The organism is Roseiarcus fermentans, assembly GCF_003315135.1.
In the GTDB taxonomy this organism is placed as follows: Bacteria; Pseudomonadota; Alphaproteobacteria; order Rhizobiales; family Beijerinckiaceae; genus Roseiarcus; species Roseiarcus fermentans.
Genome location: NZ_QNRK01000050.1, coordinates 13,352 through 27,691, shown reverse-complemented (window position 1 = coordinate 27,691; position 14,340 = coordinate 13,352). Strand labels below are relative to the sequence as shown.

13 protein-coding genes and 1 pseudogene are annotated in these 14,340 nt (G+C 67.3%); 5 read left to right on the top strand and 9 right to left on the bottom strand.

Annotated features, from left to right (window positions below; all coding sequences use genetic code 11):
- Positions 1-8: 8 nt before the first annotated feature.
- From metK to miaB, 7 genes are all read right to left on the bottom strand, one after another.
- The gene (gene metK / locus DFR50_RS28715) at positions 9-1,196 is read right to left on the bottom strand and encodes a methionine adenosyltransferase (RefSeq protein ID WP_113893360.1); all 1,188 of its coding nucleotides are present in this window, start codon (positions 1,194-1,196) and stop codon (positions 9-11) included.
- A 120-nt stretch (positions 1,197-1,316) separates the two neighbouring features.
- Positions 1,317-1,733 carry a helix-turn-helix domain-containing protein gene (locus DFR50_RS28710; protein WP_281017839.1) on the bottom strand — a complete coding sequence of 139 codons (417 nt, stop codon included), beginning with the start codon at positions 1,731-1,733 and terminating at the stop codon, positions 1,317-1,319.
- Positions 1,734-1,857: 124 nt separating this feature from the next.
- Positions 1,858-3,429, bottom strand: a complete 1,572-nt coding sequence (gene lnt / locus DFR50_RS28705; RefSeq protein ID WP_170153431.1) for an apolipoprotein N-acyltransferase — start codon at positions 3,427-3,429, stop codon at positions 1,858-1,860.
- Positions 3,430-3,585: 156 nt separating this feature from the next.
- The gene (locus DFR50_RS28700; RefSeq protein WP_113893312.1) at positions 3,586-4,584 is read right to left on the bottom strand and encodes a hemolysin family protein; all 999 of its coding nucleotides are present in this window, start codon (positions 4,582-4,584) and stop codon (positions 3,586-3,588) included.
- Positions 4,581-5,069: an rRNA maturation RNase YbeY gene (gene ybeY / locus DFR50_RS28695; RefSeq protein WP_113893310.1), complete on the bottom strand. Its 489-nt coding sequence runs from the start codon at positions 5,067-5,069 to the stop codon at positions 4,581-4,583. The genes DFR50_RS28700 and ybeY overlap by 4 nt, the downstream gene beginning before the upstream one ends.
- Positions 5,066-6,127 carry a PhoH family protein gene (locus DFR50_RS28690; RefSeq protein ID WP_113893308.1) on the bottom strand — a complete coding sequence of 354 codons (1,062 nt, stop codon included), beginning with the start codon at positions 6,125-6,127 and terminating at the stop codon, positions 5,066-5,068. The genes ybeY and DFR50_RS28690 overlap by 4 nt, the downstream gene beginning before the upstream one ends.
- 31 nt (positions 6,128-6,158) lie before the next feature.
- Positions 6,159-7,577, bottom strand: a complete 1,419-nt coding sequence (miaB, locus tag DFR50_RS28685) for a tRNA (N6-isopentenyl adenosine(37)-C2)-methylthiotransferase MiaB (RefSeq protein WP_281017854.1) — start codon at positions 7,575-7,577, stop codon at positions 6,159-6,161.
- Between the two features lie 510 nt (positions 7,578-8,087).
- Here miaB and DFR50_RS28680 point away from each other — a divergent pair.
- Positions 8,088-8,840, top strand: a complete 753-nt coding sequence (locus DFR50_RS28680; protein ID WP_113893302.1) for an SDR family NAD(P)-dependent oxidoreductase — start codon at positions 8,088-8,090, stop codon at positions 8,838-8,840.
- Positions 8,837-9,787, top strand: a complete 951-nt coding sequence (locus tag DFR50_RS28675; protein ID WP_113893300.1) for an NAD-dependent epimerase/dehydratase family protein — start codon at positions 8,837-8,839, stop codon at positions 9,785-9,787. Before DFR50_RS28680 ends, DFR50_RS28675 begins: the two co-directional genes overlap by 4 nt.
- Positions 9,788-9,941: 154 nt before the next feature.
- Here the strand turns inward: DFR50_RS28675 and DFR50_RS28670 are convergent, their stop codons facing one another.
- Entirely contained in the window at positions 9,942-10,766 is an 825-nt protein-coding gene (locus tag DFR50_RS28670) for an ABC transporter substrate-binding protein (protein WP_113893298.1), read from the bottom strand.
- 214 nt (positions 10,767-10,980) lie between these two features.
- Positions 10,981-11,190, bottom strand: a pseudogene (locus tag DFR50_RS33695) (helix-turn-helix transcriptional regulator); the annotation flags it as partial.
- 382 nt (positions 11,191-11,572) lie between these two features.
- Between DFR50_RS33695 and DFR50_RS28660 the strand changes: the two are divergent.
- From DFR50_RS28660 to DFR50_RS28650, 3 genes are all read left to right on the top strand, one after another.
- Positions 11,573-12,655: an ABC transporter substrate-binding protein gene (locus DFR50_RS28660; protein ID WP_113893296.1), complete on the top strand. Its 1,083-nt coding sequence runs from the start codon at positions 11,573-11,575 to the stop codon at positions 12,653-12,655.
- Between the two features lie 91 nt (positions 12,656-12,746).
- Positions 12,747-13,499, top strand: a complete 753-nt coding sequence (locus tag DFR50_RS28655; protein ID WP_113893294.1) for an ABC transporter ATP-binding protein — start codon at positions 12,747-12,749, stop codon at positions 13,497-13,499.
- Positions 13,483-14,325, top strand: coding sequence for an ABC transporter permease (locus DFR50_RS28650; protein WP_113893292.1), 843 nt, complete (start codon positions 13,483-13,485; stop codon positions 14,323-14,325). The genes DFR50_RS28655 and DFR50_RS28650 overlap by 17 nt, the downstream gene beginning before the upstream one ends.
- The last annotated feature ends 15 nt before the right edge of the window (positions 14,326-14,340 follow it).

The following is a 14,340-nucleotide window of genomic DNA, read 5'->3' as shown; positions in this document are numbered from 1 at the left end:
TCCCCGCCTCAGGCGAGTCGACGCAGGGTGTCGACGAGGTCCGTCTTCTCCCACGAGAAGCCGCCGTCCTCGTCCGGAGCCCGGCCGAAATGGCCGTAGGACGAGGTGCGGGCGTAGATGGGCTTGTTGAGCTTCAGGTGTTCGCGGATCCCTCGCGGGCTGAGATTGACGATCTCCGCCAACGCCTTCTCGAGCTTTCCCTCGTCGATCCGTCCCGTGCCGTGGAGGTCGGCGTAAATCGACAGCGGCCGCGCCACGCCGATCGCATACGACAGTTGCAGGGTGCAGCGGTCGGCCAGGTCGGCGGCGATCACGTTCTTGGCCAGGTAGCGCGCGGCGTAAGCGGCCGAGCGGTCGACCTTGGTCGGATCCTTCCCGGAAAACGCGCCGCCGCCATGCGGCGCCGCGCCGCCGTAGGTGTCGACGATGATCTTGCGCCCGGTGAGGCCGCAGTCGCCGTCGGGGCCACCGATGTAGAACTTGCCGGTCGGATTGATGTGCCACACGGTGTTCGCGGTGATCCAGCCCTTGGGCAGCGCCGCCTCGACATAGGGGCGCACGAGTCTGGCTACGTCCTCCGAGGTCAGCGATTCGACGACGTGCTGGTGAGAAACGACAATCTGGGTCGCTTCGACCGGCTTGCCGTTCTGGTAGCGGACGGTCACCTGGCTCTTTGCGTCCGGGCCCAGCGTCTTTTCGACGCCGGCGTGACGCGCCAGCGAGATCTCCTGGAGAATCTTGTGCGCGTAGTAGAGCGGCGCCGGCATCAGCTCAGGCGTCTCGCGGCAGGCATAGCCGAACATGATGCCCTGGTCGCCCGCGCCCTCGTCCTTGTTGCCGGACGCGTCGACGCCCTGCGCGATGTCCGCGGACTGCGAGTGCAGCAGCACTTCGACCTGGGCGTCGCGCCAGTGGAAGCCCTCCTGCTCGTAACCGATGTCCTTGATCGCCTGCCGAGCCGTGTCGATGATCTGCTCGTTCGAGATCTTCGGCCCGCGGACTTCGCCCGCGATGATGACGCGGTTGGTCGTCGCGAGGGTCTCGCACGCGACACGGATCTGATAGGGATCAATTCCCGCCTTGGCGCCTTCCCGGAAAAAGAGATCCACGACCTCGTCCGAGATCCGGTCGCACACCTTGTCGGGATGCCCCTCGGACACGGACTCACTCGTGAACTCGTAATTCAGACGGGCCATATTGACGATCTCCTTCAAGCCGTCGTTGAACGCCATCGACGTGCGCCGACGGTCAAGCCGACGGAGCTTGTGGCAGCGACTGTTCGGTACGTCAAGCCAGTTTGCCTCGAAACGTTCTTTTTATCGAACGAAATCGGCGGCCTCCTGAGCGGCCTCATCCGGCGGCGCGAGCGACTCGACCAGATCGATGATTCGCCGGCGAACCTTCGGGTCACGGATCCGCGCGAACGCGCGGTTGAGTTTGAGGCCGTCGGTGGTGGACAGAAATTGCACGTCGAGCAGGCGCGACGGCCCCTCCGCAAATCCCTTGGCGGCGTCCTCGGCGGGGCCGCCTTCGTAAAACCAGTCCACGTCGACATCGAAGACGCTCGCCGCCTGCTTGAGGCGGCTGGCGCTGATGCGATTGACGCCCTTCTCGTATTTCTGGACCTGCTGAAACGTCACACCGAGCAGGGAACCGAGCTTGCTCTGGCTCATGTTGAGCATGGCCCTACGCATCCGCAGACGCGCGCCCACATAGACGTCGACGCTGTTCAAGGGACTTTTCACGACGTCGGCCCTAATGTCGTCGTCCAGCCGCAGAATCGGCGGCGTGGATCTTACGTTAGGGAACTACCGTATGCACGCCCTGCGCGCAAGCGGCCAGGATACAATCCGCGGTTCACCCTAACGGCTTCCATCGAACGGCGGCGAGAAACAGGAAGACCACGCCGATCGTCGCCGCCGTCGCGGAGCCGAATCGGGACTGCCAGGTCGGAGCCAAAGCCTCGGGAAGGTGAGCGTCAAGAACGGTCTCGACGCCCAGGGGCGCGGCGGCGATCTCGCGCCCCATTCCGTCGACGACCGCCGATATCCCGGAATTGGCGACGCGCACCAGCGGCAGACCGAGTTCGATCGCCCTCAGTCGCGCCTGGGCGTAGTGCTGATAGGGGCCAGGCGTCGTTCCGAACCAGGCGTCGTCCGTGACATTCAACAGCCAGCCCGCACGCTTTGCGCCCGAGATTGCGTCTCCGACCTCGACCGGGAAAATGGCCTCGTAGCAGATCAGCGGCGTCGCCGGGGGCAGACCGGGCGCCGCCAGCGCGCGCTGGCCAGCCCCTGCCGCAAAGCCGCCGGGCGCCTGAACGAACTGGGTCGCCCCGATTGCTTTCAGAAATGACTGAAACGGAAGGTATTCGCCGAACGGGACCAGGTGATGCTTGTCGTAGCGCTCGGGCAAGAGCCCGTCGCGACCCACCATCTCGATGGAATTGTGGTAGATCGCCTCTCGCTCCGGCGTCATGTCCGCCGTCGCCGCGCCGGTAATCAGGACAGCGCCGCGGCCGAGCAGCGAGGCGATGTCGCCCAAAGCCCGCGGATCGCGCGACAGGATGAAGGGAAACGCGGATTCGGGCCAGATGAGATGCGTAAAGCGGTCGCCTTGCCGGTCGAGGCCTCCATCGCGGTCTGACAGTTCCAGGTATCGGCGGACGATCGCGTCCTTGTTTTCCGGCGCGAATGACGCCCCTTGCGAAATGTTCGGCTGGATCAGGCGCAGCCTGACGCCCGGCACAGGGTCGCTCGACGGCGCGGACAGGCGCAGAGAGCCCATCCCGGCCATCGCCGTCAGCACGAGGAGAGCCGCAATGGTCGGGTTCGGCGACAGCCCCTGACCCGGGTGCCAGAGCGTCGCCGGCGTCGCGAAGAGGGCGATCGCGACAAAGGTGAGGCCGTGCAACCCGATCGACGACGCGGTCTGCGCCAGCATGAGGTTGGCGCCGAGCGCCATGCCGATGTCGTTCCACGGGAAACCCGTGAACAAGAGGCCTCTGGCCCACTCGCTCGCGCCCAGGCCAAACGCCAGCGCAAAGACTCGCCGCGGTCCGGACGACCACAACAGGCAAGCGATGACGAATCCGAGGGCCGGAAACAACGCGAGCCCCGCCGGCAGAGCCAGCACGCCGAGCGGCAGCGCCCACAGGAAGCGGTCCCCGTCGACGAGACAAGCCGCGCCGACCCACCACAGTCCGAGCAGAAAGTAGCCGAAACCGAGCCACCAGCCCGCGCCGAACGCCGATTTAAGCCGCGCCAGACGCCCCATTCCGACGGCCTGGGACCCGTCGATCAGCCAGACGGCAACGGTCATCGGGACGGCCATCGCCAGGATCAGGCCGAAGGGCGGCAGCGCCAATGCGCCGATCGCGCCGGACAGAAACGCGATCCCGCGTCTTCGCCACCCAAGCGAGAGGACCACGAACGCTCGGGCCGCGGCAAACTCGCCGACAAACGGAGCGGGCGGCCGGAGTCCGCCGCGGGACGTGGCCCCGCTGACGGCCTGGGTCGCCACCGTAGACCGCTCGGCGTCGCTGGCCTTCGGCCCTTTCTCACTGTCTCGGCTGCTCATGGACGGCTATGGCGAAGGATCAGGCGGGGCGTCGGCGCTCGCGACCGACGCCCGGGCGGCGACGGGCCACAGTTTCAGACGCTTGATCCGACGCGGGTCGGCGTCGAGAATCTCGAACTCGAAGGCCCCCGGCCCTTTGAGAATTTCGCCCCGGATCGGGACGCGGCCGGCGGATGACGTCACGAGCCCGCCGATCGTGTCGACCTCCTCCGCGTCGGCCAGCGACGCGAAATCGAATCCGACCGCTTCCGACACCTCGTCGAGCGGCGCCCGCGCCTCGATGACGAACGCTCCGCCGCCCGCCGGGTGCACAGGCGTTTCGGTTTCATCGTGCTCGTCCTCGATGTCGCCGACGATGGATTCGACCACGTCCTCGATCGAGACGAGACCGTCAGTCCCACCGTATTCGTCGATCACGAGCGCCATATGGGTCCGCGACATCTGCATGCGGAGCAGGAGATCGAGCGCCGGCATGGACGGGGGCGCGTAAAGCACGGGCCGAACGATGCGAGCTTCCGACACGGGCGTGTCGAGCCCGGCGGCCGTTTCCGGCCCCCGCGTATCCGAGCCTGCGCCGGCGGCCAGTCCGAAGCGCGGATCGGACGCGAGGAACACAAGGAAGTCGCGGATGTGGATCATCCCGCGCGGATCGTCGAGCGTTTCCCCGTAGACCGGCAGTCGCGAGTGGCCCGCGGTCCGGAACAGGTTAAGCGCATCCCTGAGCGTGGTGTCCAGCGAAAGCGCCACCACGTCGGCGCGAGGCACCATGACATCCGCCACCCTGACGTCGTGAAGGGCGAGCACGTTCTTCAGGATCGCGCGCTCCTGCGGGGTGAACTCCGCCGCGGCGCTTTCGTCGATCGCGTCCTCGATGTCGTCGCGAACGGAGCCCGGGGCTAGGCCGAACAGGCCCCTCAGCCGTTCGAACAGCCCCTGATGTTGCTCCCGCGAGGAGGACGACCGCGAAGTCGTCTCTCCCTGCTCGTCGTGGATTGTTTCGCTCATTCCGTTGCGGCTCCGTCCGCGTACGGGTCGGCGACCCCGAGGCGAGCCAATATCCTCGTCTCGAGCGCTTCCATGCGCTCGGCCTCTTCGTCCGTTTCGTGATCGTAGCCGATCAGATGCAAAAATCCATGCGTCACGAGGTGGCGGTAGTGGTCCGGCAGGGGAACGCCGGCTGCTTCGGCCTCCCGCGCCAGCGTCTCGAAGGCCAGCGCGATGTCGCCGAGCGACGGGCTTTCGGACAGGCGGTCTGTCGGCGCCGCGGGGAAGGAAAGCACGTTGGTCGGCTTGTCCTGTCCGCGCCAGCGCGCGTTCAGCGCTTTGATTTCGGCGTCTCCGGCCAGGAGAAGGCTCACTTCGGCGCCGTCTCGCGCCGCGAGCCCGCTCTCCGCCGCGCAGACCGCGACCGTCTCCCGCGCCATGGCGCGGGCGCGCGGCAGGTTGCGCCACAGGGACGAGGGCGCGCTGATGTCGAGCTTGAGCTTCATGTCGCGGCGGGGGTTCGCCCTTCGTGTCCGGCGCGCTCGTAAGCTTCGACGATCTGGCGAACGAGATCGTGCCGGACGACGTCCGCGTGCGCAAATCGGACATGGCCGATGCGCGGATTGGAGGAAAGCAGCCGGACCGCCTCACCCAGTCCCGATTTCTGTCCGGGCGCGAGGTCAGTCTGAGTCGGATCGCCGTTGACCATCATCCGCGATCCTTCGCCGAGGCGGGTCAGGAACATCTTCATCTGCATCGCCGTGGCGTTCTGCGCCTCGTCGAGCAGCACCGCCGCCTTCGACAGCGTCCGACCGCGCATGAAGGCCAGCGGGGCGATCTCGATCATGCCGGTCTGGATTCCGCGCTCGACCATCCGCCCGTCCATGAAATCATAAAGGGCGTCGTAAATGGGCCTCAAATACGGATCCACCTTGTCCTTCATGTCGCCCGGCAGGAAGCCGAGGCGCTCGCCAGCCTCGACGGCCGGACGAGACAGAACCAGGCGTTCAACGAGGCCCTGCTCGAGCAGCGACACCGCGTGCCCAACGGCGAGCCATGTCTTGCCGGTTCCCGCCGGCCCTTCCGCAAACACCAGCTCGAACTTGCGCAGCGCGGCAAGATAGCGGTCCTGCGCCGCATTGCGGGCGCGCACGACGCCCCGCTTGCGGGTCTTGACCACGCCGAACCCGTCACGCTGGGCTTCGTCACCGGGGAACAGCAGGCCCTGGTAAGCGCTTTCCGCGATCGCGCCGTCGACATCGCCGTCGTCCGCCGGCTGTCCCATCTTGACACGCTCGTACAGCATCTCGAGGACGCGGCGCGCCTGCTCGCTCGCGTTCTTCGGCCCCTTGATGACGACTTGATTTCCGTTGGCGTAGGCCGAGACTCCGAGGGAGCGCTCGATGCGCGCGATGTTCTGGTCGTAGTGGCCGAAGACGACCAAAGCCGCGGCGTTGTCGGGAAAGGCGATCGAGATTTCCGCAGGCTTGGACTCGCGAAGCGTCGGATTCGGCGTGAGCGGAGCGGCGGCGATGCGCGACGGCGACGGATCCTGTGGCTTCAAATCGACGCTCTCCCTGTGTTCTCGATCCGAATCATCCTGCACGTGAGATCAAATCCTGCTCTTGCGACGCTGGCGAGACAACGCGCCCGTGAAGCGAATTGGGGCGGACGTCGACGATCTCGACTTGCGCCACGGCGCCGGTTAGCGAAAGCGGGGCCTCCGCGAACACGGCCTGCTGGTACGGCGAGCGCCCGATCGCCTGGCCATCGTGACGGCCCGGCTTTTCGAACAGCACCTCGAGGCGGCGCCCGACGCAGGCCCGGTTGAAGGTCTGCTTCTGGTGCTCGAGCAGCGCCTGCAATTCGGCCAGGCGCTCGGCCTTGACGGTGTCGTCGACCTGTCCCGCCATCTCCGCGGCTGGCGTTCCCGGGCGCGCAGAAAACTTGAACGCGTACGAGGAGGCGAAGCCGACAGCGCGGACAAGCGCGAGCGTCGCCGCGAAGTCCGCGTCGCTTTCGCCCGGATAGCCGACGATGAAGTCCGACGAGAGCGCGATGTCCGGCCGCGCCTGGCGCACCCGGTCGACGATGGCCAGATAGTCGGACGCCAGGTGACGGCGGTTCATCGACAGGAGAATGCGGTCCGAGCCCGACTGGACCGGAAGATGGAGATAGGGCGCGAGCGCTTCGACGCTCGCATGGGCCGCGATCAGGTCGTCCGTCATGTCGTTGGGGTGCGATGTCGCATAGCGGACCCGGCGGACGCCGGGAACGGCCGCCGCGCGGGCGATCAGGGCGGCGAGCCCGACCCGCTCTTCGGCCGCGTCCAGCCCATGGTAGGCGTTGACGTTCTGACCGATCAGCACGACCTCCCGCACGCCGGCCTTCGTCAGTCGCCCGATCTCGGCCACGATCGATTCGACGGGCCGCGAAGCTTCGGCGCCCCGGGTATAGGGTACGACGCAGAACGAACAGAACTTGTCGCAGCCCTCCTGAACGGTCACGAACGCGGCGACGCCGCGCCGGGCGACAGCTGCCGGGGCGCTCGGCGGCAGATGTGCGAACTTGTCCTCGGCGGGAAAATCGGTGTCGACGACGCCGCTTCGCGCCTCCGCCGCGCGCAACAGCTGCGGGAGGCGATGGTAGCTCTGGGGACCGACGACAATGTCGACCGCGGGCTGGCGGCGCAGGATCTCGGCGCCCTCCGCCTGAGCGACGCAGCCGGCGACGACGATCGTCGTCCGGCGGCCGACTTTTCCCCGCTTGTCCTTGAGTTCCCGCAATTTGCCGAGCTCGGAATAGATCTTCTCCGACGCCCTTTCCCGGATGTGACAGGTGTTGAGGACGATCAGGTCCGCGTCCTCGGCGGTCGCCGCCTCTCCATAGCCCTCGACCGCCGCGAGGTCGGCCATGCGCTGCGAGTCGTAGACGTTCATCTGGCACCCGAACGACTTAACGAACGCGCGCGGGGCCCGAGCCCTCTGCGCGGCGGGGCGCGGGTCGTCGAGCAATGGCGTTTCGGACAATGAGGGTCTCCAGGGGCCGACACCCACTCTAGGCTGTTTCCGCCGCCGGGAAAATAGGCCGGGAGGGTAAGGCGCCGGCCTCCGCGCGGAATCGGGGCGCCGCCGGAACATGCACGCTCCGCCGGCGTGCGCCCGCGGTCTCGACCGGGTCGGCCCGCGTTTGCAGCGCCCACTCGGTCGAGGCGAAAGCCGTCGATCGGTAATGACGGATTTATGCGACATTTGCGGCTGCGGCGCCGGACATCCGCGATCTCCGCGCGACGGCGGTCGCGCGGCGCAGGCGGGGTGATTACTTTTTGACGTTGTCGCCGGGGTCCCCCGCATCCATCGTGACGTCGTCGTCAGATGGGGGTCCTTCCCGTCAAGGCCCACGGAGCGCATGGCGAGGCGTTGCCGGACCGCGAACGCGCCGGGCGCCGTCGCCGTGAGTTGCTCGACTGCCGAGAGGCTTTCGAGCCGCATGCTCGCCCTGAACGAGGGAGGTGGACGGTCGCCATGGCGGCACGGCTCGAGAACAGGAAGGCGCTCGTCACTGGCGGGAGTCGCGGCATCGGCGCGGCGATTGCGACGGCCTTCGCAGCCGAGGGCGCCGATGTCGCCTTCTGCCACGACGGCGACCCGGCAGGCGCGGCGGCGGTCGCCGCCGCCGTCCGGGATTACGGCCGCCGGGCGCTCGCGGTTCGATGCGACGTGGCGGACGACGACGCCGTCGGTCGATTCTGGGCCGAGGCCGAACGTGCGCTCGGGCCGATCGACATCCTGGTCAACAACGCGGGCATCGGGGGCGAGCGGCCGTTCGCGGCGATCGATCTGGCGACGTTCGATCGCATGATCGCCGTCAATCTGCGGGCGCTCTTCCACTTCGCCCAGCTCGCCGCGCCCAGCATGCGGGCGCGGCGCTGGGGCCGGATCGTCAACATCGCCTCCCAGCTCGCCTACAAAGGCGCCCCGGGCCTCACGCACTACTGCGCGGCCAAGGCAGGCGTGATCGGCTTCACCCGGGCGCTCGCCGCCGAACTCGCCGCAGAGGGAGTGCTCGTCAACGCGATCGCGCCGGGCATGACCGAGACCCGGCTCAGCGAGGGTCTGAGCGACGCCTGGAAGGCGCGCAAGCTCGGCGAGCTGCCGATCGGCCGGTTCGGCGCCCCGAAGGACATCGCGCCGACAGCGGTCCTGCTGGCGTCGTCGGACGGAGACTTCTACGTCGGCCAAACCCTGTCGCCCAACGGTGGAGACGTGTTCCTATGACCGACGCCATCCGCGACGTCGCCGCTTCCCGCCCGAGCGGCGTTCGTGTGCTCGTCACTGGGGCTTACGGCCTGATCGGTCACCAGACGGTGCTCGCGTTGCGCGCGGCCGGCTTCGATGCGGCGCCGACGGACATCCTGAGCGAGCGCCCGGCCGACGCCGAGTTCGACGCCTCCCCGCTCGCCATAGCGGGAATCGAACCGCTCCAAGCCTATCTCGAGGCGCATCGGATCCAGGCGATTGTGCACGCGGCCGGAATCTCCGGTCCCATGCTCGCAAAGGACAGGCCGCACGCGGTTCTCTCCACGAACGTCGGCGGCGCGCTCGACCTCTACGAGGCGGCGCGGCTCGCCTCGGTTCGACGGATCGTCCTCATCTCGAGCGCCGCGGCCTACGGCGACACGGGCGAGGCGCCGGTCGACGAGCGGACGCCGCTCGCCGCCGCCGACGCGTACGGCGTCTCCAAGATCAGCTCGGAGCTGATCGCACGGGCCTACGCGCGCCACGGGGTCGACAGCGTCGTTCTGCGCCCCTCCTGGGTTTATGGTCCCCGCCGCCGGACCGCCTGCGTGATCAGGACGATGATCGCCGACGCGCTCCGCCGCCAGCCGACGCGGCTGCCGTACGGCGTTGGATTTCCGCGTCAATTCGTGCATGTCGAGGACGTCGCCGAGGCGATCGTCGCGGCGCTGACGACGCCGAAAGGGACGCAGTCGGCGTTCAATGTCTCCGACGGGCGCCGCTTTCCCCTGGACGATGTGGCCGGGCTCATCTGCGCGCGGCTGCCGGAGGCGCGGATCGAGATGGCGGGCGGACCCGACCCCGACGATGTCCTGTGCGGCCCGCTGGATATTTCCGCGGCAAGCGCCGTACTCGGGTGGCGGCCGCGAATCGGCCTATCGACGGGGATCGACCGGATGATCTCCGACATGTCGCGCGAGCACTGAGCGGCCGAATCGGCCGTTCGCGGCGTTCGGTCTCCGGCAGTCAGCGCCGGGTCCGCGGCGTTCAGCTTCGAGGTCTGCGGCGGCGGCTTCTCAGTCGCCCCGCCGCCCTTGGGCTCCTCGCGAGGACGGAGGAGCGGATCAGGCGGCAGACGCCTTATTGCATGAACTCCCCGGGTTCCTGCTCCAGGACGTTTTCGAGCCGCCCGCGGTGGATCGCGTTCACGACCAGTGGAATGCCGATCTGCCTCTTGTGCCTCAGATCGCGCGCGCCGCAATAGGTGAGCCGCGAGCCACGGTTGGAGAGCGGATTCTCGATCGAGAAATGCGGAATCACGGCCTTGAAGCGATCGACGTCGCCGACCGCGGCCGCGCCCGCCATCTGAAGCGTCGCCAGGATCAGCTCCAGCGTGTGGACCTTGGTGCCGGCCTCGTCGCTCCAGCGCCCGGCGCGCCGGACGTAGCGCGCCATGAAATCCAGCATCCGCGCGTTGCGGGCGCCGACCGGGCTAGCGCCGCCGAGCATGACGAGCCCGTCGGCCCGGGGCCCAATCGCGTTGATCAGGAGTTCGGCGTCCTGGGCGGCCTCGGTGGTGATTGGACCGAGGAAGCCCATCTCTCGCGCGCGCCCGATCAGCCGGATGGAATCGCTCGGGGCTAGGTTCGGCAGCGCCAGGAGATCGGGCGTCGTGGCGAGAGCAGGGCGTAGCGAAGCCTCGATGTTGTCGGCCCCCGGACGGTAGACGCCCGAGTCCGACAGAATCCGCAAGCCGAACCTGCGCGCGATCAGGGTGATCTCGGCGCGCTGCCGCAGCCCTTCCGGCGTCGCCGGCGCGACGATGCTGAGGGTCTCCACACCCTCGCTCTCCATCAGGCGCCGAAAGATCACGGGCGCGGCCTGATAGTTGGCGATCTGGCAGAGCACGGCGTTCTCGTGCGGCGGCCGGTAGAGCGCGCGGGTGAACGAATAGGGAAACAGCATCGCCCGGCTGCGCTCGGCTCATCGCGCCGAGCACGCCGATCCGCAGCACCGGCTCGACCAGGCGCGGCGGGGCGCCAATCTGCGGGACGCGGAAGGCGATCGGGCTGTCGCGGCGCGGCCGCGCCCGCTTCGGCAGCCGGATCAGGTCGAGCAAGCGTCCCTCTTCGTCGCTCAGCGGATCGGCCACGTCACCGAGCCGGGCGCCCAGACCCAGGGCGTGCAGCGCGTTGGCGTAGAGCCCGATCGCCACCGCCGCGTCTCCGGCTTCGAGGCGGCCATAGGTGGAGCGATGCACGCCGAGGCTCTGCGCCATCTGCTCCGCCGTCAGCCCCCGCCTCAGCCGCGCGACGCGGATGTCGCCGCCGAACTTTTCGAGCGAGGCTTTCACCGCAAAGGGCGTCGGCGCTTCCCTGGCGCGCTTCATCGCAAGTCCCCTCAAGGCGCGACACGCTTATTAACCCAGCAAGTTTTGCGCCAAAAAAACCGTGCGTCGCGAGGGCGGTCGCTCGCGCGGCATAAATGCGACATTAGCGACGGCGGCGCCGGACATCCGCGATCCAAGCCCGGACGCCGCCGCCAGCGCCGCGAGCCTGCCGATTCTTTGGCGTTGTGGCGGGGGGAGCGCCGCATCCATCCTGCCGGGGTTCGTGACGAGACGTCAGCTTTGAAGCGGCGCGCCGCCTGCTCGCGAGGGCCGTCGGCGCGAGCGCCGGGGCGCGCCCGGCGTTTCGTCGAAGGTGCGCCGGGATCAAAGACGGGAGCGCCGTCTTGCCGCCTGAGTGCGATCAACCGGAAAAGGAAGCGGTATGGAACATGTTCTGAAGTCGGCCTTCACAACGGTCCTGACACGCGCGGGCGCCGCGGCGCTCCTGGCCGTGGTCGGCGTCGCGAGCCTCGCGCCGCCCCTCGGCGTGGCGACAGCGACGGTCGCCGAAGCCGCTCCCGAGGTCACCAAACTGGACTTCTGGGCGGTGCGCGACGCGCAGGAGTCGGCGGCGATCGCCTTGGCCTCGGAGAAGGGCTTCTTCAAAGACGAGGGACTGGATGTCACAATCAAGTGGATCGTCAGCGGCACCGATACGCCGAGCCTCGCTGCGAGCGGCCAGATCGTGCTGACCGGGGAGTCGGCCTATATCGCCGGCGTCCTGCGGGACAAGGGCGTCGACATGCGCTACCTGATGCCTCTGTCCAACATCGGCGGCGCCCAGATGGTCGTGTTGGGCCCGAACACCGTCGTGAAATCGCCCAAGGATCTCGAAGGCAAGAAGATTGGCATGGCCGCCGGCGCCGGCGTCGGCATGGCGATCACGAGCATGTGCGAGGACAAGGGGGTCGACTGCTCCAAGATCAAGCTCGTCAACCTCCAGCCGCCGGATCAGATCCCGGCGCTGCTGCGCGGCGACATCGATGCGATGGCGATCTGGAACCCTTACGCCCTCGCCGGGGTCAAAGCCGGCGGCCGGATTTACTTCACCGGGAACAAGTCTTTTATCGACGGCCAAGAGAAGACGGTCGACTACATGTATCTGGACGGCGGCCTGATCGTGAACGGCGCCTTCATGGCGAAGAACCCCGAAACCGTCAAAGCCGTGATGCGCGCGCTGATCAAGGCAACCGACTACATCAACGGCCATTCGCCCAAGGAGGTCGCGGCCATTCTCACCGGTCCGCTCGACATCCCCGCCGACGACCTCGAGAAGATCATCAAGTTCAATATCTACGCCAATGCGGTCGACGGTCCGACCGTCGCCAAGCTGACGAAGCTCCTGGCCTACGGCGGCCGTCCGGACATCGGTTGGACCAGCAAGGTCTACGTCCCGAGCGATGTCTACGATCTCCACCTGCTCAAGGAGGTGGCCCCGAACCTGGTGACGGCGAACGGCTTCTGAGCGCGCGGGCGGGCGACCTCATGTCCGGGCGGCGGCCGCGCCGCCCGGCGGAATTCTTGCTAAACTCCTCGGGTCCAACCCAGAGCCGATCTTGGAACAGACGCCAAAGCTTCGCTTCGACAAGGTCGACATGGTCTTCTTCCGACCGAACCAGCCGCCCGTTCAGGTTCTCAAGTCCATCAGCTTCGATGTCGGCGCAGGGGAGTTCGTCTGCCTTCTCGGCCCGTCGGGTTGCGGCAAGTCGACCATCCTCAACATCGCCGCTGGCCTGATCCGGCCGAGCGCCGGAACGGTCACGGCGGGCTCGCGCCTCGTCACCGGCCCAGGATGGGACCGCGGCGTGGTCTTTCAGGAATACGCGCTCTTCCCCTGGCTGACGGTGCGGGAGAACGTCGTCCTCGGCGCCAAATCGGGCGCCGGAAAGGTCGATCACGTCAGGTTCGACCACTTCCTTGGAGTGACGACGGGCATGTACGCCCACAAGGACAAGCTTCCCAAGGAGCTCTCCGGCGGGATGAAGCAGCGCGCGGCGATCGCGCGAACCCTCGCCAACGATCCCGAGATCATCTTGATGGACGAGCCCTTCGGTGCGCTCGACCCCTATACGCGCGAGGCCCTGCAGGATCAGCTTGTCGAAATCTGGAGCGCCTCGCGCAAGACGATCATGTTCGTCACGCACAGCGTCGAGGAGGCCGCCTATCTCGCGGGCGTCGTGATCCTGCTCAAGGCGCATCCGGGCGAATTGAAGGCGGTCATCAGGAACGAGACCCGATGGCCCCGCGAGCGCGCCTCCGAGGAACTGATCGGCATCGAAAGGGCGATCCGCCGTGTCGAGCGAACTTAACGCGGACCTCGCGTTCCCCGAGCGGCAGCGCGTCCTGGACTTCAGCCTCCAGAATCCTCGCGCCATGAGGGTCTACAAGGCCTTCACCCTCATCGCCTTTGTCGCGGCGTGGCAGGCCATCGACCTGATCAATTCGGTGCTGCACTTCTATAATCCGCTGCTGATCCCGTCGCCGCTCGACATCGTGCGGAAGGCGATGGCGCTCTGGTCAACCGGGGCGCTGCAAAAACACATCGTCGCCTCGATGATGCGCGTGTTCCTCGGCGTGGCGATCGCGTTCGTTCCCGCGATCGTGCTGGGCGTCGGCATCGCCCGGTCGAGGATCGTCGAGGTCGTCTTCGAGCCGCTGATCGAGCTGATCAGGCCGATCCCGCCGCTCGCGGTGCTGCCCATGTTCATTCTCTGGTTCGGCATCGGCGAACTGTCGAAGCTGATCTTCATCGCGTTCGCGGCGTTCTACGTCATCATGACGACGGTGGCGCTGAGCGCGGCCAACATCGACGTAGTGCTGATCCGCGCAGCCAGAACCCTCGGGATCAAGGGCTGGCGGTTCTACCGGGAGATCGTCTTTCCGGCCATCTCTCCGGATCTGTTCGTCGGCGTTCGGCTCGGCCTCTCCGCGGGGTTCGTCGTGATCGTCGCCTCAGAATTCATCGCGGCGGACGTCGGACTCGGCTACATGATCAATTACGCGCGAGCCTACTTCCGGGTCTCCGACATGTTCGTCGGAGCGCTCACCATCGGGGTGATCGGATACGCCGTGAATCTCGTGCTGCTGATCGTCGAGCGGCGTCTTTTCAGCTGGCGTGTGAACGACGAACGTTGACGGGCGCGAGCCCCG

Excerpts from the sequence above, each read along its gene's own strand:
- DFR50_RS28680 (WP_113893302.1), top strand. The coding sequence starts at position 8,088 with ATGGCGGCACGGCTCGAGAACAGGAAGGCGCTCGTCACTGGCGGGAGT.
- DFR50_RS28675 (WP_113893300.1), top strand. The coding sequence starts at position 8,837 with ATGACCGACGCCATCCGCGACGTCGCCGCTTCCCGCCCGAGCGGCGTT.
- DFR50_RS28670 (WP_113893298.1), bottom strand. The coding sequence starts at position 10,766 with ATGCTGTTTCCCTATTCGTTCACCCGCGCGCTCTACCGGCCGCCGCAC.
- ybeY (WP_113893310.1), bottom strand. The coding sequence starts at position 5,069 with ATGAAGCTCAAGCTCGACATCAGCGCGCCCTCGTCCCTGTGGCGCAAC.
- DFR50_RS28660 (WP_113893296.1), top strand. The coding sequence starts at position 11,573 with ATGGAACATGTTCTGAAGTCGGCCTTCACAACGGTCCTGACACGCGCG.
- DFR50_RS28700 (WP_113893312.1), bottom strand. The coding sequence starts at position 4,584 with ATGAGCGAAACAATCCACGACGAGCAGGGAGAGACGACTTCGCGGTCG.
- metK (WP_113893360.1), bottom strand. The coding sequence starts at position 1,196 with ATGGCCCGTCTGAATTACGAGTTCACGAGTGAGTCCGTGTCCGAGGGG.